This is a genomic window from Streptomyces olivaceoviridis (assembly GCF_014650115.1).
Classification (GTDB): Bacteria; Actinomycetota; Actinomycetes; order Streptomycetales; family Streptomycetaceae; genus Streptomyces; species Streptomyces olivaceoviridis.
In genome coordinates, this window is sequence record NZ_BMUI01000046.1 from 1 (window position 1) to 25,433 (window position 25,433).

At 72.4% G+C, this 25,433-nt stretch carries 25 protein-coding genes; 17 read left to right on the plus strand and 8 right to left on the minus strand.

Annotation, left to right across the window (positions count from 1 at the left end; genetic code table 11):
* The first annotated feature begins 63 nt into the window (after positions 1-63).
* The 9 genes from IE273_RS40330 to IE273_RS40370 all read left to right on the plus strand — a co-directional run bounded on the left by IE273_RS40330 (position 64) and on the right by IE273_RS40370 (position 7,779).
* On the plus strand, positions 64-708 hold the full coding sequence (locus IE273_RS40330) for an HAD family hydrolase (RefSeq protein WP_189820080.1): 645 nt from the start codon (positions 64-66) through the stop codon (positions 706-708).
* A 92-nt stretch (positions 709-800) separates the two neighbouring features.
* Entirely contained in the window at positions 801-1,514 is a 714-nt protein-coding gene (locus IE273_RS40335) for a VC0807 family protein (protein ID WP_189820081.1), read from the plus strand.
* Between the two features lie 104 nt (positions 1,515-1,618).
* On the plus strand, positions 1,619-2,836 hold the full coding sequence (locus IE273_RS40340; protein ID WP_189820082.1) for an MFS transporter: 1,218 nt from the start codon (positions 1,619-1,621) through the stop codon (positions 2,834-2,836).
* The gene (locus IE273_RS40345) at positions 2,787-3,959 is read left to right on the plus strand and encodes an acetoin utilization protein AcuC (protein WP_189820083.1); all 1,173 of its coding nucleotides are present in this window, start codon (positions 2,787-2,789) and stop codon (positions 3,957-3,959) included. Before IE273_RS40340 ends, IE273_RS40345 begins: the two co-directional genes overlap by 50 nt.
* Positions 3,960-4,059: 100 nt before the next feature.
* Positions 4,060-4,875, plus strand: a complete 816-nt coding sequence (locus IE273_RS40350) for a phosphatase (protein ID WP_189820084.1) — start codon at positions 4,060-4,062, stop codon at positions 4,873-4,875.
* 129 nt (positions 4,876-5,004) lie between these two features.
* Positions 5,005-5,217, plus strand: coding sequence for a helix-turn-helix domain-containing protein (locus tag IE273_RS40355; protein ID WP_121791081.1), 213 nt, complete (start codon positions 5,005-5,007; stop codon positions 5,215-5,217).
* A gap of 136 nt (positions 5,218-5,353) precedes the next feature.
* Positions 5,354-5,452 carry a 30S ribosomal protein bS22 gene (locus IE273_RS40360; RefSeq protein WP_003948845.1) on the plus strand — a complete coding sequence of 33 codons (99 nt, stop codon included), beginning with the start codon at positions 5,354-5,356 and terminating at the stop codon, positions 5,450-5,452.
* A 186-nt stretch (positions 5,453-5,638) separates the two neighbouring features.
* Positions 5,639-6,700, plus strand: a complete 1,062-nt coding sequence (locus IE273_RS40365) for an NAD-dependent epimerase/dehydratase family protein (RefSeq protein ID WP_189820085.1) — start codon at positions 5,639-5,641, stop codon at positions 6,698-6,700.
* Positions 6,701-6,714: 14 nt separating this feature from the next.
* On the plus strand, positions 6,715-7,779 hold the full coding sequence (locus IE273_RS40370) for a lysophospholipid acyltransferase family protein (RefSeq protein ID WP_189820086.1): 1,065 nt from the start codon (positions 6,715-6,717) through the stop codon (positions 7,777-7,779).
* An 84-nt stretch (positions 7,780-7,863) separates the two neighbouring features.
* Here IE273_RS40370 and IE273_RS40375 read toward each other — a convergent pair whose 3' ends face one another.
* The 3 genes from IE273_RS40375 to IE273_RS40385 form a co-directional block, all read right to left on the minus strand.
* Positions 7,864-9,096 (minus strand): DUF5667 domain-containing protein, encoded by a 1,233-nt coding sequence (locus IE273_RS40375; RefSeq protein ID WP_189820087.1) that lies wholly within the window; start codon positions 9,094-9,096, stop codon positions 7,864-7,866.
* A 235-nt stretch (positions 9,097-9,331) separates the two neighbouring features.
* Entirely contained in the window at positions 9,332-10,111 is a 780-nt protein-coding gene (locus IE273_RS40380) for an ECF subfamily RNA polymerase sigma factor, BldN family (RefSeq protein ID WP_189820088.1), read from the minus strand.
* A 286-nt stretch (positions 10,112-10,397) separates the two neighbouring features.
* Positions 10,398-11,318: an HAD family hydrolase gene (locus IE273_RS40385; RefSeq protein WP_189820089.1), complete on the minus strand. Its 921-nt coding sequence runs from the start codon at positions 11,316-11,318 to the stop codon at positions 10,398-10,400.
* A 117-nt stretch (positions 11,319-11,435) separates the two neighbouring features.
* Here IE273_RS40385 and IE273_RS40390 point away from each other — a divergent pair, with 117 nt between their 5' ends.
* From IE273_RS40390 to hemB, 6 genes are all read left to right on the plus strand, one after another.
* A complete protein-coding gene (locus IE273_RS40390) occupies positions 11,436-11,717 on the plus strand; it encodes a glutaredoxin family protein (protein WP_189820090.1) in 282 nt (93 codons plus the stop codon).
* Positions 11,718-12,009: 292 nt separating this feature from the next.
* Positions 12,010-12,786 (plus strand): redox-sensing transcriptional repressor Rex, encoded by a 777-nt coding sequence (locus IE273_RS40395; RefSeq protein ID WP_189820091.1) that lies wholly within the window; start codon positions 12,010-12,012, stop codon positions 12,784-12,786.
* Positions 12,783-14,516: a glutamyl-tRNA reductase gene (locus IE273_RS40400; RefSeq protein ID WP_189820092.1), complete on the plus strand. Its 1,734-nt coding sequence runs from the start codon at positions 12,783-12,785 to the stop codon at positions 14,514-14,516. The genes IE273_RS40395 and IE273_RS40400 overlap by 4 nt, the downstream gene beginning before the upstream one ends.
* Positions 14,513-15,484, plus strand: a complete 972-nt coding sequence (hemC, locus tag IE273_RS40405; RefSeq protein ID WP_189820093.1) for a hydroxymethylbilane synthase — start codon at positions 14,513-14,515, stop codon at positions 15,482-15,484. The genes IE273_RS40400 and hemC overlap by 4 nt, the downstream gene beginning before the upstream one ends.
* Complete coding sequence (locus IE273_RS40410; protein ID WP_189820094.1) at positions 15,481-17,190, plus strand: bifunctional uroporphyrinogen-III C-methyltransferase/uroporphyrinogen-III synthase; 1,710 nt, start codon at positions 15,481-15,483, stop codon at positions 17,188-17,190. Before hemC ends, IE273_RS40410 begins: the two co-directional genes overlap by 4 nt.
* A 320-nt stretch (positions 17,191-17,510) precedes the next feature.
* Positions 17,511-18,521, plus strand: a complete 1,011-nt coding sequence (gene hemB / locus IE273_RS40415) for a porphobilinogen synthase (RefSeq protein WP_189820095.1) — start codon at positions 17,511-17,513, stop codon at positions 18,519-18,521.
* Here hemB and IE273_RS40420 read toward each other — a convergent pair.
* Positions 18,511-19,245 (minus strand): DUF4232 domain-containing protein, encoded by a 735-nt coding sequence (locus tag IE273_RS40420; protein WP_189820114.1) that lies wholly within the window; start codon positions 19,243-19,245, stop codon positions 18,511-18,513. The two genes, hemB and IE273_RS40420, sit on opposite strands and share 11 nt — an antisense overlap.
* A 189-nt stretch (positions 19,246-19,434) precedes the next feature.
* Here IE273_RS40420 and IE273_RS40425 point away from each other — a divergent pair, with 189 nt between their 5' ends.
* Positions 19,435-20,760 carry a transcriptional regulator gene (locus tag IE273_RS40425; protein WP_229888075.1) on the plus strand — a complete coding sequence of 442 codons (1,326 nt, stop codon included), beginning with the start codon at positions 19,435-19,437 and terminating at the stop codon, positions 20,758-20,760.
* Positions 20,761-20,770: 10 nt separating this feature from the next.
* On the opposite strand, the gene IE273_RS40430 is transcribed toward IE273_RS40425, so the two are convergent.
* Together IE273_RS40430 and IE273_RS40435 are read right to left on the minus strand one after the other, a co-directional pair.
* On the minus strand, positions 20,771-21,595 hold the full coding sequence (locus tag IE273_RS40430; RefSeq protein WP_189820097.1) for a DUF4253 domain-containing protein: 825 nt from the start codon (positions 21,593-21,595) through the stop codon (positions 20,771-20,773).
* Between the two features lie 80 nt (positions 21,596-21,675).
* Positions 21,676-22,065, minus strand: coding sequence for a VOC family protein (locus tag IE273_RS40435; RefSeq protein WP_189820098.1), 390 nt, complete (start codon positions 22,063-22,065; stop codon positions 21,676-21,678).
* A gap of 73 nt (positions 22,066-22,138) precedes the next feature.
* Between IE273_RS40435 and IE273_RS40440 the strand changes: the two genes are divergently transcribed.
* Positions 22,139-23,137, plus strand: coding sequence for a helix-turn-helix transcriptional regulator (locus IE273_RS40440; RefSeq protein ID WP_189820099.1), 999 nt, complete (start codon positions 22,139-22,141; stop codon positions 23,135-23,137).
* On the opposite strand, the gene IE273_RS40445 is transcribed toward IE273_RS40440, so the two are convergent.
* Together IE273_RS40445 and IE273_RS40450 are read right to left on the minus strand one after the other, a co-directional pair.
* A complete protein-coding gene (locus IE273_RS40445; RefSeq protein ID WP_189820100.1) occupies positions 23,112-24,131 on the minus strand; it encodes an alpha/beta hydrolase in 1,020 nt (339 codons plus the stop codon). The two genes, IE273_RS40440 and IE273_RS40445, sit on opposite strands and share 26 nt — an antisense overlap.
* 26 nt (positions 24,132-24,157) lie before the next feature.
* Entirely contained in the window at positions 24,158-25,429 is a 1,272-nt protein-coding gene (locus tag IE273_RS40450; RefSeq protein ID WP_189820101.1) for a CHAT domain-containing protein, read from the minus strand.
* Positions 25,430-25,433: the final 4 nt, after the last annotated feature.

Genomic DNA, 25,433 nt, shown 5'->3' on the forward strand with positions numbered 1-25,433 from the left:
AACAATTTTTGGGAAAACCCCCGCACCTTCGGTGCGGGGGTTTTCTGCGTTTAGGGTGAACTCATGCGCTATGACCTCGTCATCTTCGACAACGACGGTGTCCTCGTGGACAGTGAGCCCATATCCAACCGGCTCCTGGCCGCCTATCTGACCGAGCTGGGGCACCCCACCTCGTACGAGGACTCCATCCGCGATTACATGGGGTCGGCGATGCACCGGATCCATGACCTGATTCTGGAGCGGACGGGACAGCGGCTGCCGGTGGATTTCGACGAGGTCTTCCACGCGCGGGTGTTCGCCGCGTTCGAGCGGGAGTTGCGGCCCGTGCCCGGGGTGGCCGGCGTACTGGAGAAGCTGGCCGCGGACGGGGTGCCGTACTGCGTGGCCTCCTCGGGAAGTCATGCGCGGATCCGGGTGGGGCATCGGACGACCGGGCTCGACCGGTGGTTCCCGGAAGGGCGCGTCTTCAGCTCGGAGGATGTCGGGCGGGGCAAGCCGGCACCGGATCTGTTCCTGCACGCGGCCGAGCGGATGGGTGTGGCCCCCGAGCGGTGCGTGGTCGTGGAGGACTCCCCGCTGGGCGTACAGGCGGCCGTGGCGGCCGGGATGGATGTGTACGGGTTCACCGCGATGACGCCGGCGGCGAAGCTCGCGGGTGCCGGTCAACTCTTCTCCCGCATGGACCAGTTGCTCGACCTGCTGGTGTGACCCAGGTCGGCCGTGCGGGCTGACAGATGTCATGCGGAGCTCCGGACGAACGTTCCTACCGCCGGACCCGGCCCGGGGACGAAGCTGAGGGCATGACGAAGAACACGGGGAACCAGGGCCGGAAGCCGAGCGTGCTGGACAACTTCAAGCCGCTGCTCATCGATGTGGCGCTGCCGCTCGGCTCGTACTACCTCTTCAAGGACGCCTTCGGGATGAGCACCTTCGCGGCGCTCGCCTGGAGCAGTGTCGTACCGGTGGTGCGGACCGTGGGGGGACTGGTCAGGGAGCGCAGGACCAACGCGCTGGCGGGTCTGATCCTCGTCGTGAACGTCGTGTCGCTGCTCCTGAGTTCCGTCTCGGGTGACCCGCGGCTGATGCTGGCCAAGGACAGCGGGGTCAGCAGCACGGTGGCCATCGGCATCCTGGTGTCCGTCCGGCTCGGCAGGCCGATGATGACCGCGGGCATGAAGCCCTTCGTGGTGAAGGGCGACGCGGCCAGGGAAGCCGCCTGGCAGCGGCTGGTGTCCGGGGCGGCGGCCGAGTCCGTGGCCTTCCGGTCCAGGGAGCGGGCGTTCTCCGTGGTGTGGGGGCTGGTCCTGCTGGCCGAGTGCGTCGTGCGGGTCGTGGGCGCCTACACCGTCCCCGTGGACACCATGGTGTGGCTCGGCTCCGTCGTCCTGGTCGCCGCGATGGTGATCGGTTTCGTGGTCAGCGGCGGGCTGGCGGCGGGGCCGATGGAGCGGATGCTCGCGGCCGAGGTGGCGGCCGGCCGGGTGGAGCGGCCCGAGGTGGCCGTGGCCGCCTGATCGCCGAGCCGAGCCGGGCGGGTCGAAGCCCGGAGCGAAGCTGAGCGGAATTCATCTTTGGCTGGATCTACCCAGCGGTAGCCCGGGGCCCTACTCTCGCCGCCATGACTGATGTGCTGCGGCGCGGTAGGGCCTCGCTGGCGTTCGGCTTCTTCGCCCAGGGCGTCGCCTTCGCCCTGCTGGTGACGCGCATCCCGGCCATCCAGGACCGGTACGGGGTCTCCGACGCGCTGCTGCCGGTCTTCCTGGCCGCCGTGCCCATCCTCGCCGGGGTCGGCAGCGTGGGCACCGAGCACCTGGTGAAGCGGGTACGGCCCAGCCGGCTGCTGCGCTGGTCCCAGCCGGTGGTGCTGCTGGCGCTGCTCGGTGTCGGGACGGGCGGACACGGACGGGTGGCCGTACTGGCCGTGGCGCTGGGCGTGTTCGGCCTGGCGGTGGGCGCGCTGGACGCGTCCATGAACATGCTCGGCGTCAGCCTCCAGCGGTCGTACGGGCGCAGCATCATGCTCGGTTTCCACGCCGTCTACAGCCTGGGCGCGATCCTGGGGGCCTCGCTGGCCTGGGCGGGGGCGCACTGGCACCTGGCGCTGTGGGTGTCGTACCTGCCGGTGGTGGCCGTGCTGCTGCCGGCGGCGCTGGTGGGGAGCCGGTGGTACGTCGACGGGGAGCCCGTGCCGGCTCCGGAGCGGACCGAGGAGCAGGGGGCCGTCGTCTTCAGGCTGCTGCTGCCGCTGTGCCTGGTGATGATGTTCGCCTACATCGGGGACTCGACCGTCTCCAACTGGAGCGCCAAGTATCTGAAGGACGTGCTGGGCAGCTCGGAGCAGCTGGCGACCGTGCCGTACAACGTGTACATGGTGACCACGCTCGTGGGGCGGGCCCTCGGCGACCTCGGGGTACGGCGGTTCGGGGCCGTGGCGGTCGTACGGCTCGGAGCGGTGGTCGCGGCCGGCGGGTTCGCGGTGGTGGCCGCGGCGCCCGGCGCGTGGGCCGGGATGCTCGGGTTCACGCTGCTGGGGCTGGGGTTGTGCGTGCTGGTGCCGCAGGCGTTCGCGGCGGCGGGCCGGTTGTTCCCCGGGGCCTCGGACGCGGCGGTCGCACGGCTGAACATCTTCAACTACGTGGGGTTCCTGGTCGGCGCGCCGCTGGTGGGCGCGCTCGGTGACGCGTGGAGCTACCGGGGGGCCATGCTCGTGCCGATGGTGTTGGTGCTGGTGACACTGGGGTACGCCAGGTCGTTCTCCGCTCAACCGGACCGATACGGTGGCGGGCATGAGCGGCCGCGCACAGCTGATGTGGGACGAGGCAGTAACGGGCTATGACTTCGGTCGGAACCATCCGATGGATCCGGTCCGGCTGGAGCTGACCCGCCGGCTGGTCGGTGCCTTCGGGCTCGACCGGGAGGTGGCGGTCGTCGCGGCGAAGCCGGCCGGCGAGTCCACGCTCCGGCTGGTCCACCGGGAGGACTACATCGACGCCGTGAAGGCCGCGTCGGCCGATCCGGCGGGGGCGGACGGCTCGTACGGGCTGGGGACGATCGACGATCCCGCGTTCGCCGGGATGCACGAGGTGTCCGCGCTGATCGCCGGGCAGTCGGTGGGGGCGGCCGAGGCGGTGTGGCGGGGGGACGCCGACCACGCCGTGAACTTCGCGGGCGGGCTGCACCACGCCATGCCCGGTGGGGCGTCGGGGTTCTGCGTCTACAACGACGCGTCGCTCGCCATCGCGCGGCTGCTGGAGCTGGGGGCCGAGCGGGTCGCCTACGTGGACGTCGACGTGCACCACGGGGACGGGGTGCAGGCCGCGTTCTGGGAGGACCCGCGGGTGCTGACGATCTCGTTGCACGAGCACCCCCGTACGTTGTTCCCGCAGACCGGGTGGCCGCAGGAGACCGGGGCGGGCGCGGGGGAGGGGACCGCGGTGAACGTGGCGCTGCCGGCCGGGACCGGGGACGCCGGGTGGGTACGGGCCTTCCACGCCGTGGTGCCGGAGCTGCTCGCGGAGTTCCGGCCACAGGTCCTCGTCACCCAGCACGGGGCCGACACGCACTTCGAGGATCCGCTCGCACACCTGGCGGTCTCGCTGGACGCGCAGCGGGCGGTGCAGATGGCGTGCCACGACCTGGCGCACGAGTACGCCGGGGGCAAGTGGGTCGCGCTGGGCGGGGGCGGGTACGCGGTGGTGGACGTCGTACCGCGGTCGTGGACGCATCTGGTGGGGATCGCGGCCGGGAAGCCGGTCGCTCCGGAGGCGGTGATCCCCGAGGCATGGCGGCAGGACGTGTTCGCCCGGACGCGGCAGTCGGGGCCGTGGCGGATGACGGACGGGTTGTGGCCGGTGGCGTGGGCGTCCTGGGAGGAGGGGTACGACCCCGCCGACCGGGTCGACCAGGCGGTGCTGGCGACCCGGCGGGCCGTGTTCCCGCTGCGCGGGCTCCTTCCCTGACGACCGCGCCCGCCCGCCCCCCGGTCCGGCATTAGGCCAACCGTGCGGAGTTACGGCGTTTCCGTCCCGCCCGCACCCCCCATGGGCCACCATCGCATCCGTGTTGACCGCCGCCCGTCTTCGCGCGCATCTGGTGGCCGCACGGCTGGCCGGGGTGGTGGCGACGTCGCGGGAGGACAGCCTGCGGAGTTACCGGCTGTTCGCCGCCCGGGATCCACGCGTGTTGATCGGGATCGATCCCGAAGGGGCGTGGGGAGTCCGGGACTTGCTCGGGTTGATGGCGGAGAAGTGCGGGGTTTCGGCCGATCTCCGGTACATTTCCGGACCGGATGTGATCGATCCGGAGCGGACGCTCGCCGCGCTGGACGCCTTCGCCGGGCGGATCCGGGAGGTGGCCCGGAGTGGCGCGCCCGTGCTGCTGGGCACCGGGCACCCGCGTCCGCTGCTCGGCTTCTACGCCGGTCTCGCAGACGCTTTGTCGGCGGCGGGATGTGAGGTCCTCACGCCGGCGCAGGGTCGCTGTGTCGACATATTGACCCGGTTCGGCCTACGTACCCATCGCCTCGACTACGTACGAGGGGTTGCCCTGGTGCGGGAACCGGCGAGCGGGCGCCCGGGTCGTGAGCCGGGTGCCCACAGCCACTCGCCGCTCCCGGTTCGGGTCGCGCTGGACGCCGCGGCGGAGGCCGGCGGGCCGCTGCCGGAGCTGGTCGTGGGGGACCACGGGTGGGTCTGCGGTGCTGGTCAGCTCGGGTTTGAGGCCATCGGTCTGGCCGACACGGATGATCCCGCGCTGTTCGTGGGAGAGGCCGAGGGGCGGGTGTCCGTCGCCGTTCCGGTTGATGACGCAGTGCGGTCTGCTCACTATCGGCCGTTGATCCGCTACGTACTCGATCGAGCGTGTCTGTCACAGTAGGCCGCCGATGGGTGCACCTCTTCCCCACTCGCATCACCCGCCCCTAGTCTGGGGAGTGAGCACGCAACGACGAAGAGTCACCGGAAGGGGAAGCCGGTGGCCGTCGAGTGCGGAAGGTTCAGGTGTGTCATGGCTGCAGCTGGCGAGAGGCCTCTGAACGAGGTTCAGTTCCTTACCGTGGCGGAGGTCGCCTCGGTGATGCGAGTGTCGAAGATGACCGTGTACCGCCTGGTGCACAGCGGTCATCTGCCCGCGATCCGGGTGGGACGGTCGTTCCGCGTCCCGGAACAAGCGGTACACGAGTACCTCCGCGACAGCTATGTGGGGGTGGAGACGGCCTGACGACGACCCCCGGGTGACCCGGGGGAACCCCCTCGATTACGACCTCGGCGCTCGGTTGGGTAGGCTAGCCCCTCGTAGGTCGTGTGGGCCCATGGCGCCCAAACAACCGAGTGATGAGAAGTGAGCGAGGGTAGTCGTGGGCTCTGTTATCAAGAAGCGGCGCAAGCGGATGGCCAAGAAGAAGCACCGCAAGCTGCTCAAGCGCACGCGCGTTCAGCGCCGTAACAAGAAGTAAGCGGCGCCGCGAGAGCGTGGCCCTGTGGCCCCCCACCAGCAGTGGTGGGGGGCCACAGGCATATCCGATGGGGGAATTTCCGTCGCCAGGGGCACCTGGGGTCATCACAGCGCAACATCGACCGGCTAGGTTGGCCGCACACGGGGAACGCGGGATACCGGTTACGCGGGAAGGAAGGCGCTGATCTTGGGACGGATCGTGCTCGTCACCGGAGTCGCCCGGCAGCTCGGCGGCCGGTTCGTGCGGCGGATCCAGCGGGACCCGGAGGTCGAGCGTGTGATCGCCGTGGACGCGGTGCCGCCGGGGCACCACCTGGGCGGCGCCGACTTCATCCAGGCCGACATCCGGCAGCCGACCATCGCCCGGGTGCTCGCCGAGACCGGCGCGGACACCGTCGTCCACCTGGACGTCACGGGCACGGCCCTGGGCGGCGGCAGCCGGGCCACGGTCAAGGAGACCAACGTCATCGGCACCATGCAGCTGCTCGGCGCCTGCCAGAAGTCGCCGACCGTGCGGCGGCTGGTGGTGAAGTCCAGTACGAACGTCTACGGCTCCGCGCCGCGCGACCCGGCCGTGTTCACCGAGACGACCCCGCCCAAGTCGCTGCCCAGCGGCGGCTTCGCGAAGGACGCCGTCGAGGTGGAGGGGTATGTGCGCGGGTTCGCCCGGCGGCGGCCGGACGTCGCCGTGTGCGTGCTGCGGTTCGCCAACATCCTCGGGCCGGCCGCGGACACCCCGCTCGCCTCGTACTTCGCGCTGCCCGTTCTGCCGACCGTGTTCGGCTACGACCCGCGGCTTCAGTTCGCGCACGAGGACGACGTCATCGAGGTGCTGCGGATCGCCTCGCACGAGCCGCGCCGGGGCACCCTGAACAGCGGCACCTTCAACATCGCCGGGGACGGCGCGCTGCTGCTCTCGCAGTGCTCGCGGCGGCTCGGGCGGCCCACCGTGCCGCTGCTGCTGCCCGCGGTCACCTGGGCCGGCTCCCTGGTGCGTACGCTCGGTATGACGGACTTCTCGCCGGAGCAGATCCGGCTGCTCACCCACGGGCGGGTGGTGGACACCGTCGAGATGCGCGAGACGCTGGGCTTCACGCCCCGCTACACGACGGCCGCGACCTTCGCCGACTTCGCGCGCGGCCAGGGCACCGGGCTGCTGCCGCCGGAGAGCCTGGCGGCGGCCGTCGACCGGATCGCCGCGCTGACCACGAGGGCGGGCGGCCACCCCCAGACGCACAGCGCCAACTGAGGAGAGCGGCAACGATGGCGGACGCCAAGGTCATTCCGTTCGACGACGACCGGTCCCGCGGAAGCGCCGCACAGCGCCCGCCGCGGCGGCGGAGCGGGGGGAGCCGGCGCGGTGCGCTCGGGGAGCCGGGGGAGAGGGGCGCGGTCCAGCCGCTGCCGGGGCGGGAGCGGGCGCGGGAGGATGCTCCTGTGAGCCGCGAGGAGGAGCCGGTGGAGGCCGTGGAGGACGACGGGCACGGCGGCGGCCTGGAGCGGCGGGTGGCGGCCGGGCTGGCCTTTCTGCGGCGCCGGCTCACCGGGGACTACGAGGTCGACGACTTCGGCTACGACGAGGAGCTGACCGACCAGGTCCTGATGTCGCTGCTGCGGCCGGTGTACGAGAAGTACTTCCGGGTCGAGGTGAAGGGCGTCGAGAACATCCCGGCCGAGGGCGGGGCGCTGATCGTCGCCAACCACTCCGGGACGCTGCCGCTGGACGGGCTGATGATGCAGGTGGCGGTGCACGACCACCACCCGGCCGGCCGCCATCTCCGCCTGCTCGCCGCCGACCTGGTCTTCGTGCTGCCGGTGGTCAACGAGCTGGCCCGCAAGCTGGGGCACACCCTCGCCTGCGCGGAGGACGCGGAACGGCTGCTGGGGCAGGGCGAGCTGGTCGGGGTGATGCCGGAGGGCTTCAAGGGGATCGGGAAGCCGTTCAGCGAGCGGTACAAGCTCCAGCGGTTCGGCCGGGGCGGCTTCGTCTCCACGGCCCTGCGGCAGGGCGTGCCGATCGTCCCGTGCTCGATCGTCGGGGCGGAGGAGATCTACCCGATGATCGGCAACGCCAAGACGCTGGCGCGGGTGCTGGGTTTCCCGTACTTCCCGTTGACGCCGACGTTCCCCTGGCTCGGGCCGCTGGGTGCGATTCCGCTGCCCACGAAGTGGACGATCCAGTTCGGTGAGCCGATTCCGACGGACGGGTATCCGCCGGAGGCGGCGGAGGATCCGATGCTGATGTTCAACCTGACCGATCAGGTGCGCGAGCAGATCCAGCACACGCTGTACAAGCTGTTGGTGCAGCGGCGCTCGGTGTTCTTCTGAGACGTTCTTCTGAGACGCCGGTGAACGGCGTCGAGGGCGCCCCTGCTCGGAAAAGGGCGCCCTCGATGCCGTGGCCGTGTCGCGTCAGTCCGCGTTCTCCCCGTCGATGCCCAGCCCCGGGAGCAGGTCGGGGATGAGCGGGGGGATCGTGATGTCCGGCTGGCCCGTGGGGGACTTGCCGGCGGACGGGGACGTGGTGTCGGACCCGGTCTTCGGCGGGTCGAGCAGACCGCCCGCGTCGCCGCCGAGGAGCCCGTCGCCGCTGCTGCCGGTGGCCGGGCCGCTCGGCGTGCCGGTGCCGGTGTGCTTGCCGGCGGACGGGGTGTTCCCGGCGCTGGGCGTGGTGGACCGGTGGCTGCCGGAGGATCCGGGCGACGCCGGGCCGGAGCCGCCAGGGTGTCCGCCGTCGCCCGGCTGGGCGGGTGGCTGCGGCAGCAGGGACTGGAGCGGGGCGACCTCTTCGTCTATGGCGTCGAAGACCGAGGACACCTGCTGTTTCACATCGCCCAGTTGCGTGGGCAGCTTGTCGCTGAGCGCGCTCCAGGCCTGGCGGTGGGACCGGGAGAACGTGGACAGCGCCTGGATGGGGCCGAGCGAGTCCGGGTCGGCCTGGTAGGCCGCGTGGAGCAGGCGGTGGCCCTCGGTGACGTCGCGCTGCATCCCGGACAGGGTGCGGCGGATCTCGCCGATGGACTCGTGGTCCAGATGGCCGCCCCGGCCGCGCTCCAGCAGGCGTCGGGCCTCGTTGAGGCGGGTGGAGGCCTGGTCGAGATAGGTCTGGCCGCGCTGGTCGTCGCCGTCGGTCAGGTAGTTGAGCTTGAAGTCCTCGATGCCGCGTTTCAGTCCGTACAGCGAGTCGCCGGGCAGGGCGTCGGAGCTGGCGGCGGCGACCCCGCCGAAGGCCCCGGCGGCCACGCCCACGCTGAGCCCGCCGGCCGCCAGGCCCTTGGTCAGTCTCGTGCGCGGGCGGAGCTTGCCCAGCGGGCTCGCCCGGTGCGCGCCCTTGGCCCGGTGGGATCGCTGCTGCGGTACCGACGCGTCCGCCGCCCCGGTTCCCTCCTGGAGCATGGCCTCCATCGCGGCCACCAACTGGGCCCGCTGGACGACCTTGACCTCGGGGTCGAGCTGCGGTCTGGGCAGCGCGCCGAGACCCGCCGCCAGGGCCAGCAGCCCGCCCTGCTCGGTCCGTTCCTCGGTGGTCGGCGGTGCTCCCGCCTGGCCAACGGACTGCTCGGCCGCCGTGTCCCGGTCGGACTGCTCCTCCAGGGCCTGGGCGAAGGCGTTCGCCCGCCGGTGCGCCGATACGTTCGCGATCACTGGCGGCACCTCCTCTCGTCATGACGGTCGACTCCCCAGGGGGTCCTGAGGGTTGCACGCCCACGGCACTTCCACGCGATCGAGCGATCGGGGTCGGCCAGGACGTGACCACAGGGAGCCTGTATCCCGCACAACGACTGGCGCGGCACTTGGGTTACGGACGGCGGATGACCGGATCGGAAAGGCAACAGACTTTCACCGTGGGTGAGTTGGTCGTCGCCCTGGGTCACGTGGTTCAGCGGGCGTCGTCCGGCAGCAGCCGGGCGAGGGTGCGTACGGCGCGGTACTGGAGGGTCTTGATGGCGCCCTCGTTCTTTCCCATGACCCGGGCGGTCTCGGCGACCGAGAGGCCTTGGAGGAAGCGGAGCGTCACGCACTCCTGCTGCTGGGGGTTGAGCCGCCGTACGGCGTCGAGCAGGGCGGCGTTGGACAGGGACTCCAGGACGGAGTCCTCCGGGGAGCGTTCGACCTCGTTGGCGTCGAGCATCTCGCCGGTGGTGACCTCCAGCCGGAAGCGGCTGGACTTGAAGTGGTCGGCGACCAGGTTCCGGGCGATGGTGACCAGCCAGGCGCCGAAGTCACGGCCCTGCCAGGTGAAGGTGCCGATCCTGCGCAGTGCCCGCAGAAAGGTCTCACTGGTGAGGTCCTCGGCGGTCGCCCGGCCGCCGACGCGGTAGTAGATGTAGCGGTAGACGGTGTCGCTGTACTGGTCGTAGAGCCGCCCGAAGGCCTCGGCCTCCCCCGCCTGGGCGCGTTCGACCAGGTCCATCATCCGGGCGCTGTCGCTGTCGGCGGCCGGTCGGCGGGCGGTGGCCGCGCCGGTGGCCCGCCCCCGTCTGCCGACGGCGGCGCTGCCGTCGGCCAGTGCGTAGCACGGGCCGACGGGCGCGGCGGCGGCGAAGGCGGGGACGGCGTACGCGGTGGGGACGAAGCCGCGCAGCGACTCTTTGACCGTTGCGACTGTTGCGCGCAGCGTAGCCAGGCCCGAGGCGTCAACCCCGACGTGTGGGTACACGGGACTCCCAGAGGCAGAGCTTCCATCACGTGCAGTGCGGGACCTTTCACCCGTCGTAGCGACGGAGGGGTACCGGTTTGCGTCTGAGGAGAATAACGCTTCGTGCAGGGCCTGCTACACCGAGTTGCTCAAATCATCGATTGCGTCGCATCTGTAACCGTTTGATGGTGCGTCAAGTTTCGCAGGATGATCGCTTGTTGACCGGAAAGAGACCGGTTTCGGTGAGGAGCAGCGCGTGTTGAAATGGCCGCGGCATAATTCGTGCGCGCGGGACCCGTCGTGGCGGTTATCGGCGCCGTCGGCTCAGGGCGATCGCCGCCGCCGTGCCACCGGCCACCGCGCCGACCCCGGCCGCCGCCGGGATGCCGACCTTCGCCGCCTTGCGGCCGGTGCGGTAGTCGCGCAGGCGCCAGTCCTTCTCGCGGGCGTGCCTGCGCAGCTTGGCGTCCGGGTTGATGGCGTAGGGATGGCCGACCAGGGACAGCATCGGGATGTCGTTGTGGCTGTCGCTGTAGGCCGCGCAGCGGGACAGGTCCAGTCCCTCCGCGGCGGCGAGCGCGCGGACCGCCTCGGCCTTGGCCGGTCCGTGCAGCGGCTCGCCGACCAGCTTGCCGGTGTAGACGCCGTCGACCGACTCGGCCACCGTGCCGAGGGCGCCCGTGAGGCCGAGGCGGCGGGCGATCACCTGGGCGATCTCCACCGGGGCCGCGGTCACGAGCCACACCTTCTGGCCGGCGTCCAGGTGGGCCTGGGCCAGGGCGCGGGTGCCGGGCCAGATGCGGTCGGCCATGTACTCGTCGTAGATCTCCTCGCCGATCGACTCCAGTTCGGCGACCCGGTGGCCCTTGACGATCGACAGCGCCGAGTCGCGGGCGTCCTGCATGTGCTCGGGGTCCTCGACGCCGGCCAGCCGGAACCAGGCCTGCTGCCAGGCGAACTTGGCCAGGTCGCGGGTCTCGAAGAACTTCCGCTTGTACAGCCCCCGGCCGAAGTGGAACAGCGCGGCGCCCTGCATCACCGTGTTGTCGAGGTCGAAGAAGGCGGCGGCCCGGTCGTCGCCGATCACCGGGAACTGAGGTTCCTCCGGCGTGGCACGCGGGGCTTCCTGCGAGGACTTGCGGGCGGCCTCCGCCGAGGCCTCGCCTGCCAACACGCTCCGCGCCGTGGCGGAGCGCCTACGGGGAGTGAGCCATCCGAGAGCGGCCATGTCGTGAGCATAGCCAGTCCGCCCGGTGGTTCCGGCGACCGGAGGTTGGGAGGTCGTGAACTCTGTGCGGCCGGGTCGTTAAGGGAGCGATCCGGAACGGGCGCCGAGCGCGCGAGAATGGCCCGTATGAGCCCCCTCTTCCGACGCAAGGCCGAGCCACGCGCGCGGCTGGTCACCCTCATCCGCAAGCCGGGCTGCCATCTGTGCGACGACGCGCAGGTGGTGGTCGAGAAGGTGTGCGGCGACCTCGGCGTGCCGTGGGAGCCGAAGGACATCACCGAGGACCGGGAGCTGCACGACCGCTACTGGGAGCAGATCCCGGTCGTACTGGTCGACGGTGAACAGCACACCTTCTGGCGCGTGAACGAGGAGCGTCTGCGCCGGGCACTGACCGACTAGCTGACCGACTAGTCCAAACCGGCCCGAAAGTCGCTTAGGATCGACGGCGGTTTGGTCTCGGGGGCGGGATTCGTGAGGAGTGTGTGCGGTTTTGCCCCCAGTAACGAAGGAGCACCGGTGCGTATGCGCCGGTTCCCGGCCAGGGCGCAAAAGTTGCGTGACCCCGGTCACTTCTGCCGGGCAAATCGGACACCATCTTTGTGCACGCGTTCACAAAGACATAGCCTGCTGTCGACGGGGCGGTCTGGGGACGTATGACCGCCTACAGCCCCGCTCTACCCGCAGGAGCACCGTGGCAACTGGCCGAACACACCGACCGGCGACCCGTAGCCGAGGGATTCCCGAGGCCACCGTCGCCCGGCTTCCGCTGTACCTCCGAGCCCTCACCGCACTGTCGGAGCGCTCGGTCCCCACGGTCTCCTCCGAGGAGCTGGCCGCGGCGGCGGGGGTCAACTCCGCCAAGCTGCGCAAGGACTTCTCGTACCTGGGCTCCTACGGAACGCGCGGTGTCGGCTACGACGTGGAGTATCTCGTCTACCAGATCTCCCGCGAACTCGGCCTCACCCAGGACTGGCCGGTCGTGATCGTCGGTATCGGCAACCTCGGCGCCGCCCTCGCCAACTACGGCGGTTTCGCCTCCCGTGGCTTCCGGGTCGCCGCCCTGATCGACGCCGACCCGGCGATGGCCGGCAAGCCGGTCGCGGGCATCCCCGTGCAGCACACCGACGACCTTGAGAAGATCATCGAGGACAACGGCGTGTCCATCGGTGTGATCGCCACCCCGGCCGGCGCAGCCCAGCAGGTCTGCGACCGGCTCGTGGCCGCCGGCGTGACCTCCATCCTGAACTTCGCGCCGACCGTGCTGTCCGTCCCGGACGGCGTCGACGTGCGCAAGGTCGACCTCTCGATCGAACTCCAGATCCTCGCCTTCCACGAGCAGCGCAAGGCCGGTGAGGAGACCGCCGCGGGCGACGGCGCGCTGCCCACCGCCGCTCCCCGGGGCGCGACCGCCGACGACTCCGCCGACCAGGGGCCCGACGGGGACGTCCCCGCCGTGATGCCGGCATGAGCCTCCTCGTCGTCGGACTGAGCCACCGCAGTGCCCCGGTCAGCGTGCTGGAGCGGGCCGCGCTGAGCGCGGACGCCCAGGTCAAGCTGCTCCAGGACACGGTCTCCGCCGAGCCCGCCGGCGAGGCCGCGGTGCTCGCCACCTGCAACCGCATCGAGCTGTACGCCGACGTGGACAAGTTCCACGCCGGTGTCGCCGAGCTGTCCACGCTGCTCGCCCAGCACAGCGGGGTCGGCCTGGAGGAACTCACCCCGTACCTCTACGTGCACTACGAGGACCGGGCCGTCCACCACCTGTTCTCGGTGGCCTGCGGGCTCGACTCGATGGTCGTCGGCGAGGGGCAGATCCTCGGTCAGATCAAGGACTCGCTGGCCCGCGCCCAGGAGCTGCACACCGCCGGCAAGCTGCTGAACGACCTGTTCCAGCAGGCCCTGCGGGTCGGCAAGCGCGCCCACTCCGAGACCGGCATCGACCGCGCCGGCCAGTCCCTGGTCACCTTCGGCCTGGAGCAGCTGGCCGTCGGGACGCCCGTCCCCGAGTGGGCCGCGGGCAAGAAGGCGCTGATCATCGGCGCCGGGTCGATGTCGTCCCTGGCCGCCGCGACGCTCGCGCGCGCCGGGGTCGCCGAGGTCGTCGTCGCCAACCGCACCTTCGAGCGTGCCGAGCGGCTCGCCGAGATCCTCACCGGGTCCGACGAGAACGAGGTGACCGCCCGCGCGGTGCGCATGGACGCGGTGGCCGCCGAGCTGACACGTGCCGACGTCGTCGTCTCCTGTACCGGGGCGACGGGCCTGGTGCTCACGGCGGAGGCGGTCGCGCACGCGGTCGAGGGCCGTACCGGCGCCCCCGTCGCCGACACCGGTGCCACGGCCGCGCAGCCGGAGGCCGTGCGGCCCGAGGCCCCCGTGCGGTCCACCGGTACGGGCGCCGACGAGAACTGCCCGCTGGACCTGGCCGCCGTACAGCCCGGCTTCTCCGTGATGGGCGAGGCCGCCGTGGCCGGCATGGACGCGGCCACCCTGGAGCAGCACGCGGCCTGGGTCGGTGGGGGTACCTCCCGCATCGAGCGAAGCCGAGAGCGCGGGGGAGGCACCATCGACCGCCGGGAGCGCCGGACGCCCGAGGCGGACGCCGAGCTGATCACCGCGCTCGCCGCGACCGCCGCCACCGTCGGCCGGATCCCCGAACGGCGCAGGCCCGAGCCGGTCGCCGAGCGGCCCGCGCCCCTCTTCTTCCTGCTCGACCTGGCCATGCCCCGCGACATCGACGCGGCCGCGCACCGGCTGGCCGGGGTCCGCCTGGTCGACATCGAGTCGCTGGCGGAAGCCTCCGCCGACGCGCCGATGGCGGCCGACGTGGACCAGGTCCGGCGTATCGTCTCCGACGAGGTCGCGGCCTTCGGCGCGGCACAGCGGGCGGCGCACATCACGCCCACCGTCGTCGCGCTGCGCACCATGGCCGCCGACGTCGTCGCCGGTGAGATCGCCCGCCTCGACGGCCGTCTGCCCGACCTGGACGAACGCCAGCGCGGCGAGATCCGCCAGGCCGTGCACCGGGTCGTCGACAAGCTGCTGCACGCGCCGACCGTACGGGTCAAGCAGCTCGCGGCCGAGCCCGGCGGCGCCGGGTACGCCGACGCGCTGCGCACCCTGTTCGACCTCGATCCCGAGACGGTGGCCGCCGTCTCCCGGGCCGGGGACAGCACAGACACGAAGGACCGACCGGCATGACTGAGAAGGCGTTGCGGCTGGGGACCAGGCGGAGCAAACTCGCCATGGCCCAGTCAGGGCAGGTGGCGCAGGCCGTCCGCCAGGTGACCGGGCGGCCCGTCGAGCTGGTCGAGATCACCACCTACGGCGATGTCTCCCGCGAGGCGCTCGCGCAGATCGGCGGCACCGGCGTGTTCGTCACGGCGCTGCGCGACGCGCTGCTGAGGGGCGAGGTCGACTTCGCGGTCCACTCGCTCAAGGACCTGCCGACCACGCAGCCCGAGGAGCTGGTCCTGGCCGCCGTACCGGTGCGCGAGGACCCGCGGGACGTGATCGTCGCGCGTGACGCGCTGAAGTTCACGGACCTGCCGCGGGGCGCGCGCATCGGCACCGGTTCGCCGCGCCGCATGGCGCAGCTGAACGCGTACGCCCGGACCCACGGCCTGGACATCGAGACCGTCCCGATCCGCGGCAACGTCGACACGCGGATCGGATACGTCCACGCCGGCGAGCTGGACGCGGTCGTGCTGGCCGCCGCCGGACTGAACCGGATCGGCCGGATCGACGAAGTGACCGACTTCCTGTCGGTCGACACCGTTTTGCCCGCCCCCGGCCAGGGGGCCCTGGCGATCGAGTGCAGGGCGGGGAACACCGCCCGAGACGCCGCACTCGTCGCCGCGCTCGGCGAGCTCGACGACCCGTTCACCCGGGCCGCCGTCACCGCCGAGCGGTCACTGCTCGCCGCCCTGGAGGCCGGTTGCAGCGCACCTGTGGGCGCGCTGGCCGACCTTCTGGCCGACGGGCAGACTGTCAAGGAAATGCGCCTGCGCGGCGTCGTCGGTACGACCGACGGCACCCGCACGGTGCAGCTGTCCACCACCGGTCCCGTGCCCCAGACGCACGACCGGGCGACGGCACTCGGTCGCGAACTCGCCACCGAGATGCTCGCCCAGGGCGCGGCCGGTCTGATGGGGGAGCGAGCACATTGAGCCCCACCACCCTTCCCGCCGGTCCGGAACACGGGCACGTCACCTTCCTCGGTGCCGGACCCGGGGATCCGGGACTGCTGACGCTGCGCGCCGTGGAGGCGCTGTCGAACGCGGACGTCCTGGTCGCCGAGCACGAGGTGCTCGACGTCATCCGGACGCACGCGCGGCAGGGCGTCTCCGTCGTACAGACGGACGCGGACTCCGCCGCGGTGCCGCCGCCGGGCACGGGCACGCCCCAGCTGACGGTCGTTGACGGCACGTCAACACCCGTCGCCGTCCCGGCCGCTGCCCGGGATGCCGCTCATCTTGTCATGGAGGCCGCGCGGGGCGGCAGGCGGGTCGTCCGTGCGGTGCCCGGGGACCCGGGACTGGATACGTACGCGGCGGAGGAGATGCTCGCCTGCGCCGCCGCCGGGGTGCCCTTCGAGGTCGTCCCCGGTGTCGCGGCGGCGGTCGGCGTGCCCGCGTACGCCGGTGTGCCGCTGCGGGACGCGCAGGGCGCGGACGTCCGGTTCGTGGACGCCCGGACCGCCTCCGAACGGTGCTGGACGGAGGTGGGCGCGTCGGACGGCACGGTGGTCGTCTCGACGACCCTGGACTCGGTCGCCGCCGCGGCGGGCGAGCTGGTCTCGGCGGGCCGCAAGCCGGACACCCCGCTGACGGTGACGGTCGCCGGTACGACGACCCGGCAGCGGACCTGGACGGCGACGCTCGGCACGATCGCGCAGACGCTGAAGCAGGCGAAGGTGCTGCCGTCGCCGGACGGCGGGCGGCCGGTGATAGCCGTGGTCGGCGAGCGTTCCGCCGTCGCCCGGCGCGACGAGCTGTCGTGGTTCGAGTCCAAGCCGCTGTTCGGCTGGAAGGTGCTCGTGCCGCGCACGAAGGAGCAGGCGGCGTCGCTCTCCGACCAACTGCGGTCCTACGGCGCGGTGCCGCACGAGGTCCCGACGATCGCGGTGGAGCCCCCGCGCACCCCGCAGCAGATGGAGCGGGCGGTCAAGGGCCTGGTGACGGGCCGCTACGAGTGGATCGCGTTCACCTCCGTCAACGCGGTGAAGGCGGTCCGGGAGAAGTTCGAGGAGTACGGCCTCGACGCGCGTGCCTTCGCGGGCATCAAGGTGGCCGCGGTGGGCGAGCAGACCGCCAGGGCGCTGGTCGCCTTCGGCGTGAAGCCGGACCTGGTGCCGAGCGGCGAGCAGTCGGCGGCCGGCCTCCTGGAGGACTGGCCCCCCTACGACCCGGTCTTCGACCCGATCGACCGTGTCTTCCTGCCCCGGGCCGACATCGCGACCGAGACCCTGGTCGCCGGTCTGATCGAGCTGGGCTGGGAGGTCGACGACGTCACGGCCTACCGGACCGTGCGCGCGTCGCCGCCGCCGGCGGAGACCCGGGAGGCGATCAAGGGCGGCGGCTTCGACGCGGTCCTCTTCACGTCCTCGTCCACGGTCCGGAACCTGGTGGGCATCGCGGGCAAGCCGCACAACGTGACGGTGATCGCGTGCATCGGCCCGGCGACGGCCAAGACCGCCGAGGAGCACGGGCTGCGGGTCGACGTCATGGCCCCGGAGCCGTCCGTGCACAAGCTGGCGGAGGCGCTGGCGGACTTCGGCATGAAGCGGCGCGCCGCCGCGCTGGAGGCCGGTGACCCGGTGACCCGCCCGAGCGAGCGCCGCCCGGGCGCCCGCAGGCGCCGCTCGACGACCTGAGGCACCGGGGGGCTCGGCCCCCCGGTGCCCCGGGCCTGCCCGGTCGGCTGGGAGGTGGGCGTGCGGGCGGACTCGCCCCACGCCCTGCTCGCCGCCGGCCTGGTCGAACACCTGGCCGGGGATCGGGAAACGGGCCGGGAGCAACCACGGGCGGGGCCCGCGGCCTTCATGGCGCGGGTCCTCGGCGTCCGAGGGATCCGGGTGCCTCCGCCGCGGGCTTCGAAGGACCGTCCGGCGTCCTTCCCGACCGTGCCCGGGGGCTGCCGCGTCCGACACCGCGTCGGCAAAGGCGCAGGCCCGGCGGGCGTAGCGTAGGGGGCATGACGAAGTACGGATCCTTCCCCGGTACGCGTCCCCGACGGTTGCGCACCACCCCCGTCATGCGCCGCATGGTCGCCGAGACCCGGCTGCACCCCGCCGACCTCATCCTCCCGGCGTTCATCCGGGAGGGCGTCAGCGAGCCGGTGCCGGTCGCGGCGATGCCCGGCGTCGTGCAGCACACCCGGGACAGCCTGAAGAAGGCCGCGCTGGAGGCCGTGGAGGCCGGGGTCTCCGCGATCATGCTGTTCGGCGTGCCGGAGGAGGCCAAGAAGGACGCCCAGGGCACCGTCGGCACCGATCCGGACGGGATCCTCCAGGTCGCCCTGCGGGACGTCCGGGCCGAGGTCGGCGACGACCTGCTCGTCATGTCCGACCTGTGCCTGGACGAGTTCACCGACCACGGGCACTGCGGGGTGCTGGACGCCGAGGGGCGCGTCGACAACGACGCCACCCTGGAGCGGTACGCCGAGATGGCCCAGGTGCAGGCCGACGCAGGCGCCCATGTCGTCGGCCCCAGCGGGATGATGGACGGCCAGATCGGCGTCGTCCGGGACGCGCTGGACCAGATCGGCCGTGAGGACGTCGCGATCCTCGCCTACACCGCCAAGTACTCCTCGGCCTTCTACGGCCCCTTCCGCGAGGCCGTCGCCTCCTCGCTCCAGGGCGACCGCAAGACCTACCAGCAGGATCCGGCCAACTGGCGCGAGTCCCTGCGGGAACTGGAGCTGGACCTCACCGAGGGCGCCGACATGGTGATGGTCAAGCCGGCCGGCCCCTACCTCGACGTCCTCGCCCGGGTCGCGGACGCCGTGGACGTGCCCGTCGCCGCCTACCAGATCTCCGGCGAGTACTCGATGATCGAGGCCGCCGCCGAGAAGGGCTGGATCGACCGGGACCGGGCGATCTTCGAGTCCCTGACCGGCATCAAGCGGGCCGGGGCGCGCAACATCCTCACCTACTGGGCCACCGAGGTGGCCCAGAAGCTGCGCCGTTCCCCGTTCACCAGTTGAGGGCGTCGTCCATCTCCTGCTGCCAGTACGTCACCTTCAGCGAGCTGTCGTAGTAGACGCCCTTGGCCGGGAGGGACGGCGTCGCGGACGGGCCGCCACTGCTGTTCGGGCCGAGGCCCTGGAAGCCCACGGTCAGCTTGCGGGCCGTCGTCCCGCCGGTGCCGCTGCCGTCGGCGGCCGACAGCAGCACACCCGCGTACCCCGACTCGCCGGGCGCCAGGGACACCACGGCCTGCGGCTGGGTGTCCCGGTCCGCCTGCGGTACCCACTGCATCTGGTCGAAGCGGAGTACCGGGTAGTACGGCAGCTCGCAGGTCCTGCCGCCGGTGTTCTTCACGGTGATGAGCATGTGGTTGAGGGGCCGGGCGACCGGCTGCGCGGTGACGGTCGTGTTCGCGCCGTTGCACAGCACCACGGAGGTGCCGGAGCCGCCGGAAGTGCCGGTGCCGCCCTGGGTGCCGCGCGGGGCGGGGGAGGCGCTCGGCCGTGCGTCGGGTGTGTGGGTACGGGCCACGGGCGTGCCGTTCGCCGTACGGCCGCCGGTGCCGGCCTGGGGCGTCTTCGACGCGGCCTTCTCCGACGCGGCCTTCTCCGCCGACGTCGTGGGGGGCGTCGGCAGGGCGGCGCCCTCGTCCTCGGTGCCGGTCCCGTTGCCGCCGCACGCCGTGAGCGCGAGGGCGGCGACGGCGGTGCCGGTGGCGGCGAGCAGACGGATATGGCGCATTCGCATGGCAAGTCCTCTTTCGGGCTGGGCCGGTTGGCGTGCTTGGATGACCTCAGCCTGTGGGCGGGTCCGTCCCGGCGGCCAGCAGCGGCCGGGAATCCGGGACGCTGGAACGCCCACACCGGCTTTGACCTGCGGGAACAGCCCCTCCCTGGAATGCCGGGGTGGGACGAGGGGGACGGAGAAACGGTGTCGGGAGGCACGTCCGAGAGCGGTTTCGCCGAGCTGTTGCGGGAGTTGAAGGACCGCTCCGGGCACAGCTACGGCACGCTCGCCAAGCGGCTGCACATGAGTACGTCGACGCTCCACCGGTACTGCAACGGGGACGCCGTACCGGCGGACTACGCGCCCGTGGAGCGGCTCGCCCGGCTGTGCAAGGCCACGCCCGAGGAACTCGTGGAGCTGCACCGGCGGTGGGTGCTGGCGGACGCCTGGCGGGGCCGGAAGGAGCCGTCGCCGGTGACGGAGCCGGTGGCTGAACCCGAACCCGAGCCGGTGCCCGTGGCCGGACCTGAGCCTGAGCCCGGGGCGGTGCGGGCCCCGTCGGCCGGACCCGAAGCCCAGCCGGTGGCGGCGGTGCCTGCCGGGCGCCGGCGCCGCCGTCCCGCCGCCCTCCTCGCCGCCCTGACCGTCACCGCTCTGCTCGGCACCGTGGCGGTCGTACTGAACCTGCCCCCCGGGCACTCCGGGGACGGAGAGCGGGACGGCCGGGACGCCAAGGGCGCCGCGGCCACCTGGGGAGCCGCCGCCCGGGACAGCGCGTCGCCGGTGCCGACGGCCGGGAGCCCGGCGCCGCACCGGTCCGCCACCCGCTCCGCCTCCCCCTCGCCCGAGGCCCCGGCCGGTCGCAGCGGAACCCCGGCGGGCGGCTCGGCCGCCGCCACGACCGACCGGACGACGGCCGCCCCGCCCCTCACGGTCACCACGCACCCCTTCAGCTGGGAGAGCCCCTGCTCCCAGCACTACCTGATCGACCGGCCGCCCACCGCCGTCGCCCCGCCGCCGCTGGAGCAGGACGCGCCCGCCTGGGTGGACGTGCACAAGGCGGTCTCGGCGGGGGAGCAGTTCGTCACTTTCACCGTGCAGGGCACCGGCGAGGAGACCGTCGTCCTGGAGAAGCTGTCCGTGCGCATGGCGGGCAAGCGGTCCCCGCTCGCCTGGAACGACTACGCCATGGGCTATCCCGGCGTCGGCTGCGGCGGCGGTGTGCCGACCCACTCCTTCACCGTCGCCCTGGACGCGATGCGCCCCGCGCCCGTACCGGAGGCCGGGAGCCGGGACTTCCCGTTCAAGGTGAGCCGGTCCGACCCCGAGGTCTTCTACGTCACCGCGGACGCGTCCGCCTACGACGTCAGCTGGTACCTGGAGCTGTCCTGGTCCAGCGGGAACCGGCACGGCACGCTGGTGGTCGACGACGCCGGCCGGCCGTTCCGCACCAGCGGCAGCAACGGCCGGCCCGCCTACGCCTTCCCCCTCGGCGGCGAGAAGTGGGGACCGGCGTCGGAGGCGAACTGACGCCGCCGGTTCACTCCCACCAGAAGGACCAGCTCGTGGCGCCGACCAGCTCCTTGGCGTACGCCCCCACGCTCCCCGGGCCGCTCTGCACCACGGCGTTCGGGCACAGGGCGTAGTGCTCGGCCGCCAGCACCTCGGCGACGTGGAGGGCGGTGGGCGGCGCCGCGACGGACACCACCAGGGCGTCCGGCCCGAGCGCCACCACCCGGACCCCGAACCGGTCCTCCCACGACCGCAGCACCGCGCAGACCCGGGCCACGTCGCCTTCCTGGTCCAGGGTGCCGGTCCAGCCGATCGCCGCCGGTATGTCGGCGGACCGGCGGGCCGGCACGAGGGCGAGGTGCGGCTCCTCCACCCACTCGGCCCATGTGCTCGGGTCCTGGTGCAGCGCGTCGGCGACCTGCGCGGCCCGGCTCTCCGGATCGGCGGCCAGGAGCCCGGCGGACGCGAGCCCCGGCCACTGGACGCCGAACGGCTCGGTCTCCTCGCCGGCGTACCCGTCGGTCTCCTCCGCCCAGTACTCCGACAGCACCTCCTCGGCCTCGTGGTCCCCCGGGTACGACGCCTCGCCCGGCAACAGCACCCAGTCCTCGACCCCGGCCCGGCAGCCGGCCAGGTCCACCAGCACCGGCAGCAGCCCGGCACGGGACGCCGGCGCACCCAGCGCCTTCCAGGTGCCGGGCGAGGAGGGCTTCTCCGCGTGCCACAGCAGGGGCTCGTGCCAGCGTCCGTCGTCCGTCTCGTCCACCAGCCTGCCGGGCGGCAGCCGGAGGCCGAGGGAACGCCCACTGGGGTCGGTGGCCAGCTTGGGCAGCGGGTTGGGAAGAGTCGCCATACCGGTGACTGTAAAGCCCGCCACTGACAACGCCGTTGAGCTGCGCGGTCGCCCTGGCGGGCCGGGCGTCCGGGCCGGTGTCAGACCAGGGTCGTGATGCAGAACGGGTGCCCCGCCGGGTCCAGCAGGACCCGCCAGCGGTCCGGCTGCGGCTGGGTCTCCGGCTTGGTCGCGCCCAGCTTCAGCAGCCGCTCCTCGGCCGTGTCCAGGTCGTCCACACCCACCTCGATGTGGGCCTGCTTCTCCCGGGCCGGGTCCGGCCAGGTGGGGCGGCGGTAGTCGGCCAGGCGGTTGAAGCCCAGGCCCGGCGCGCCGTCCTTGCCGCCCAGGAAGACGAAGTCGTCGGAGGTGTAGGCGACGGAGAGGCCGAACATCTCGCCGTAGAAACGGGACAGTTCGACCGGGTCGGCGCAGTCGAAGGTGACGGCGGCGTAGCGGAAGACGGGTGCGGAAGCGGTGTCTGTGCTCATGGGGACGACCGTAGGACGTGACCCGGACAGATACGGTCCTGGTCGTGCGGACCCGTGTGGAAAACTTCCGCCCGTGCTCAGCGCCTCCGCCCGCCTGCTCCGCCTGCTCGCGCTGCTCGCCGCCCGGCCCTCCTGGACCTGTGCCGAGCTGGCCGGGCGCATGGCCGTCACCGACCGCACGGTCCGGCGGGACATCGCCAGGCTGCGGGAACTCGGGTACACCGTCGACTCCGACGCCGGTCCCTGGGGCGGTTACCGGCTCCGGGCGGGCTCGCGGGTGCCTCCGCTCATCCTGGACGACGAGGAGGCGCTGGCCGTGGCGGTGGGGCTGCGGGGGACGGCGCTCGGCGGCGCGCTGGGCGGCGACCAGGCGGCCCTGTCCGCGCTGCTGAAGCTGCGGCAGGTGCTGCCGCCCCGGATCGCCGAGCGGTTGGCGGAGTGGGACGACGCCCTCGTACGGCTCGACTGGCCCGAAGAGCCACGCATCCGGCCCGGTATGCTGCTGGAGCTGGCCGCCGCCTGCCGGCGCGGTGAGCGGGCCCGGCTGTCGTACCGCGACGGACAGGACCGGCACACGGTCCGGGACGTCGATCCCTACCGGCTCGTCCACACCGGCCGGCGCTGGTACTTCGTCGCCCGGGACGTGGCCCGGGGCTGGCGGACCTTCCGGGCCGACCGGGTCGAACGGCTCCAGCCCACCGGCCGGCCCGTGGAGATCACCGACCCGCCGGACCCGGCCCACCTCGTCTCCCGCAACACCGCCAACGGCCCCTACCCGATGTCGGCCACCATCCGGCTGCCGCTGCCCATGGCGGACGCGCTGCGGGTCGTACCCCCCACCGTCGGCACCCACCGCGCCGACGGCCCGGACGCCACCGTCGTGGACATCGGCGGCCCGGACCCGGACGGCCTCGCCCGCTACCTGCTGGGCCTCGCCACCCCCCTGCGCGTCCTCGCCCCGGCCGTCGTACGGGAGGCACTGGCGCGGCGGGCGCGGGAGCTCGCCGAGGAGAACGCGGCCCAGGAACCGGCGCGGCCGACGGGCGTCAGCGGGAGCGTTCCGCCAGTGTGAGCAACAGATGGGCGGACTCGGCCCGCTGGAAGTCCGAGTGGGCGCCCGCGGGGGCGAGCCGGGTGAGCCTGCCGCCCCGGTAGAGCCAGCCGGCGTCCACGTTGACGATGCGGTGGTCCAGTGCCTGCTGCGGATACACGGCGTTCGTGGGGAGCAGCCGGGTCGGGAACGGGAGCACCGGAGCGGCACCGGCACCGGAGTGCCCGATGCCGGGGGCTCCCTCCGCGCGCAGGTGCCAGAAGCCCGTGGCCCGGTCCCAGCGGGAATGCGTCAGGACGAGCGGCCCCCGGAGCGGCGCGCCCAGGGTCTCCCCGGAGGGGAACAGCCTGGGGAAGTGGCGGAGGAACGCGTCGCGGGGAGCGGCCATCTGGAAGATCAGCATGCTGTCGACCGTGAAGGGCTGCCGGGGGTCCCGGGGGGTGCTCCAGCCGAGGACAGGGGGGCGCGGCGGTCGTTCGGCCGCCCGCTGCACCGCCTCGCAGAGGAACCGTCCGCCGAAGGAATGTCCCACGAGGTGCAGGTACTGCCCCGCGCGGTTGGCCAGGACCGAGGGGTGGGCCGGATGGGCGCGCCGGTCGTCCAGGTAGCCGAGCAGGTGGGCGAGTACGTAGGGCGCCTGGCCGGCGCCCTGGGCGCTCATCGCGTGCGCCCGGTCCCGGATCCTGCGGTAGCCCCGCAGGGAGGGCAGGCTGGAGGAGGGCCAGCGGACCACCACGCACCAGGGCCGGTAGCCCGCGGTCACGCCCGGATACAGCCCTGGCCGGGCGGACCGCAGGTCCAGCGCGTGCCGCAGCAGCCGCGCCGCGGTCTGGGTCGCCGTGCCGGGCGCGGTCTGCCAGCCGTGGACGTACACGTATATGTCGCTCGCCCAGGCCGGGATCCGCAGATGGCGTTCCAGATGCTCGCGGACCCTCGGGGCCGGTACCGGCACGCGGGTGCCCGGAACCTGGATCCTGCCCTGTTCGTCCAGGTCGATCTCCGCGGGCCGTGGCAAGGGCCTGGGGTCCGCCGGCGCGCGGGTCACGAGGAGAGGTCCAGTCTGCTGTCGAGGCCGCAGTGCAGCGAGTAGGTGAGGGCGAGGGGGTTGCGGAAGCCCTCGGCGAACCGGCGTACCAGTTGCAGGCTGATCTCTCCGGCCGTGTGGTTCCCGCTCAGGTAGAGGTTCAGGAACTCGTACGCGTACTCGCTCGCGAAGTCCTGGGGTATCTCGATCTGCGGTCCCAGCACACCGTCGGCCCCGAACTTGATGAGGGCCTGGCCGAGGTGTTCCAACTGGGGAGCGGCAGCCGGCTGTCCCGCGTGGCAGGCGTTGAGCAGGACGAACGGCTTGAAGCGGGTGCGCGCGGTGTAGTCGATGCGCCTGCGCCTGAGTTCGATGCTGTCGGCGTCGATGTGCTGCTCGTCGGAGAGCCGGAGCACCAGGTGCGGATGGGGCGAACCGTTGTCGACGAAATGACCGTGGCACCAGAAGTACATGAGGTCCTCGTCGAAATGCGCACCGGACAACGCTTCCAGGAGCGGGCCGGCCTCGGTGCGCACGGTCAGCCGGGAGCGTTCCTCCAGCAGTTTGCGCACGTCGGGTGCTCTGCCGACCGAGTCCAGCTGGGTGTCGGTGTTGAGGCTGGTGATCGCCTGGGCCCGGGCGCCCCAGGGGAAGTCGTACTCCGGCCAGGTGCCGCCGGTCTGTTCGATCTGGTGCCGGTGGCCGAGGAAGGAGCCCCACGGCCCGCCGTGGTCCCTCGGGTCCAGGGAGAGCATGGGCCAGGGCAGATAGATGTCCGAGTCGAAGCTGATCCGCAGCGCCCGCTCGCTGCCCAGGATGTCCGTGAAGAGAGCCCGCAGCGAGCGCTCCTCGTGGGTGTCGCCGCCGAGCAGGCAGTCGAGCAGGTAGGCGCCCTCATCGGCCATCTCGCCCGTCAACCGGTCCATCAGACCGGCGTGCGCGGACAGGTCCGCGGACTCGGCGAGCGGGTAGCGGACCTCTCCGTCGATCGTCTCCGTGTGGCAGACCAGGCGGTCCCGCCACATCGTCCGCAGTCTCGCGGCCTTCCGCACCAGGGTCGGGGCCGTGATGGAAAGGGAGGCACGAGGCGACCGGGTGCGCACCCGGGGCACAGCCGATCCCAGGATCAGCAGATCGAGGTCGCCTCCGTGGACCTGGCGCAGCACGACGCTGAGATCCAGCGGCTCACTGCGCGACGGGTTCTTGTCCGAGCCGGTGCGCTGCCGTGGCAGCACCGTGTAGTCGAGCGAGGGATTGCTGCGTATGTCGACGGTCAGGTCCTGGGGCATGGTC

Coding starts and splice junctions, on each gene's coding strand:
- IE273_RS40435 (WP_189820098.1), bottom strand. CDS start 22,065: ATGAGCACAGACACCGCTTCCGCACCCGTCTTCCGCTACGCCGCCGTC.
- IE273_RS40370 (WP_189820086.1), top strand. CDS start 6,715: ATGGCGGACGCCAAGGTCATTCCGTTCGACGACGACCGGTCCCGCGGA.
- IE273_RS40430 (WP_189820097.1), bottom strand. CDS start 21,595: ATGGCGACTCTTCCCAACCCGCTGCCCAAGCTGGCCACCGACCCCAGT.
- IE273_RS40355 (WP_121791081.1), top strand. CDS start 5,005: ATGGCTGCAGCTGGCGAGAGGCCTCTGAACGAGGTTCAGTTCCTTACC.
- IE273_RS40450 (WP_189820101.1), bottom strand. CDS start 25,429: ATGCCCCAGGACCTGACCGTCGACATACGCAGCAATCCCTCGCTCGAC.
- IE273_RS40335 (WP_189820081.1), top strand. CDS start 801: ATGACGAAGAACACGGGGAACCAGGGCCGGAAGCCGAGCGTGCTGGAC.
- IE273_RS40340 (WP_189820082.1), top strand. CDS start 1,619: ATGACTGATGTGCTGCGGCGCGGTAGGGCCTCGCTGGCGTTCGGCTTC.
- IE273_RS40330 (WP_189820080.1), top strand. CDS start 64: ATGCGCTATGACCTCGTCATCTTCGACAACGACGGTGTCCTCGTGGAC.
- IE273_RS40390 (WP_189820090.1), top strand. CDS start 11,436: ATGGCCCGTATGAGCCCCCTCTTCCGACGCAAGGCCGAGCCACGCGCG.
- hemC (WP_189820093.1), top strand. CDS start 14,513: ATGACTGAGAAGGCGTTGCGGCTGGGGACCAGGCGGAGCAAACTCGCC.
- hemB (WP_189820095.1), top strand. CDS start 17,511: ATGACGAAGTACGGATCCTTCCCCGGTACGCGTCCCCGACGGTTGCGC.
- IE273_RS40345 (WP_189820083.1), top strand. CDS start 2,787: ATGAGCGGCCGCGCACAGCTGATGTGGGACGAGGCAGTAACGGGCTAT.
- IE273_RS40420 (WP_189820114.1), bottom strand. CDS start 19,245: ATGCGCCATATCCGTCTGCTCGCCGCCACCGGCACCGCCGTCGCCGCC.
- IE273_RS40385 (WP_189820089.1), bottom strand. CDS start 11,318: ATGGCCGCTCTCGGATGGCTCACTCCCCGTAGGCGCTCCGCCACGGCG.
- IE273_RS40400 (WP_189820092.1), top strand. CDS start 12,783: ATGAGCCTCCTCGTCGTCGGACTGAGCCACCGCAGTGCCCCGGTCAGC.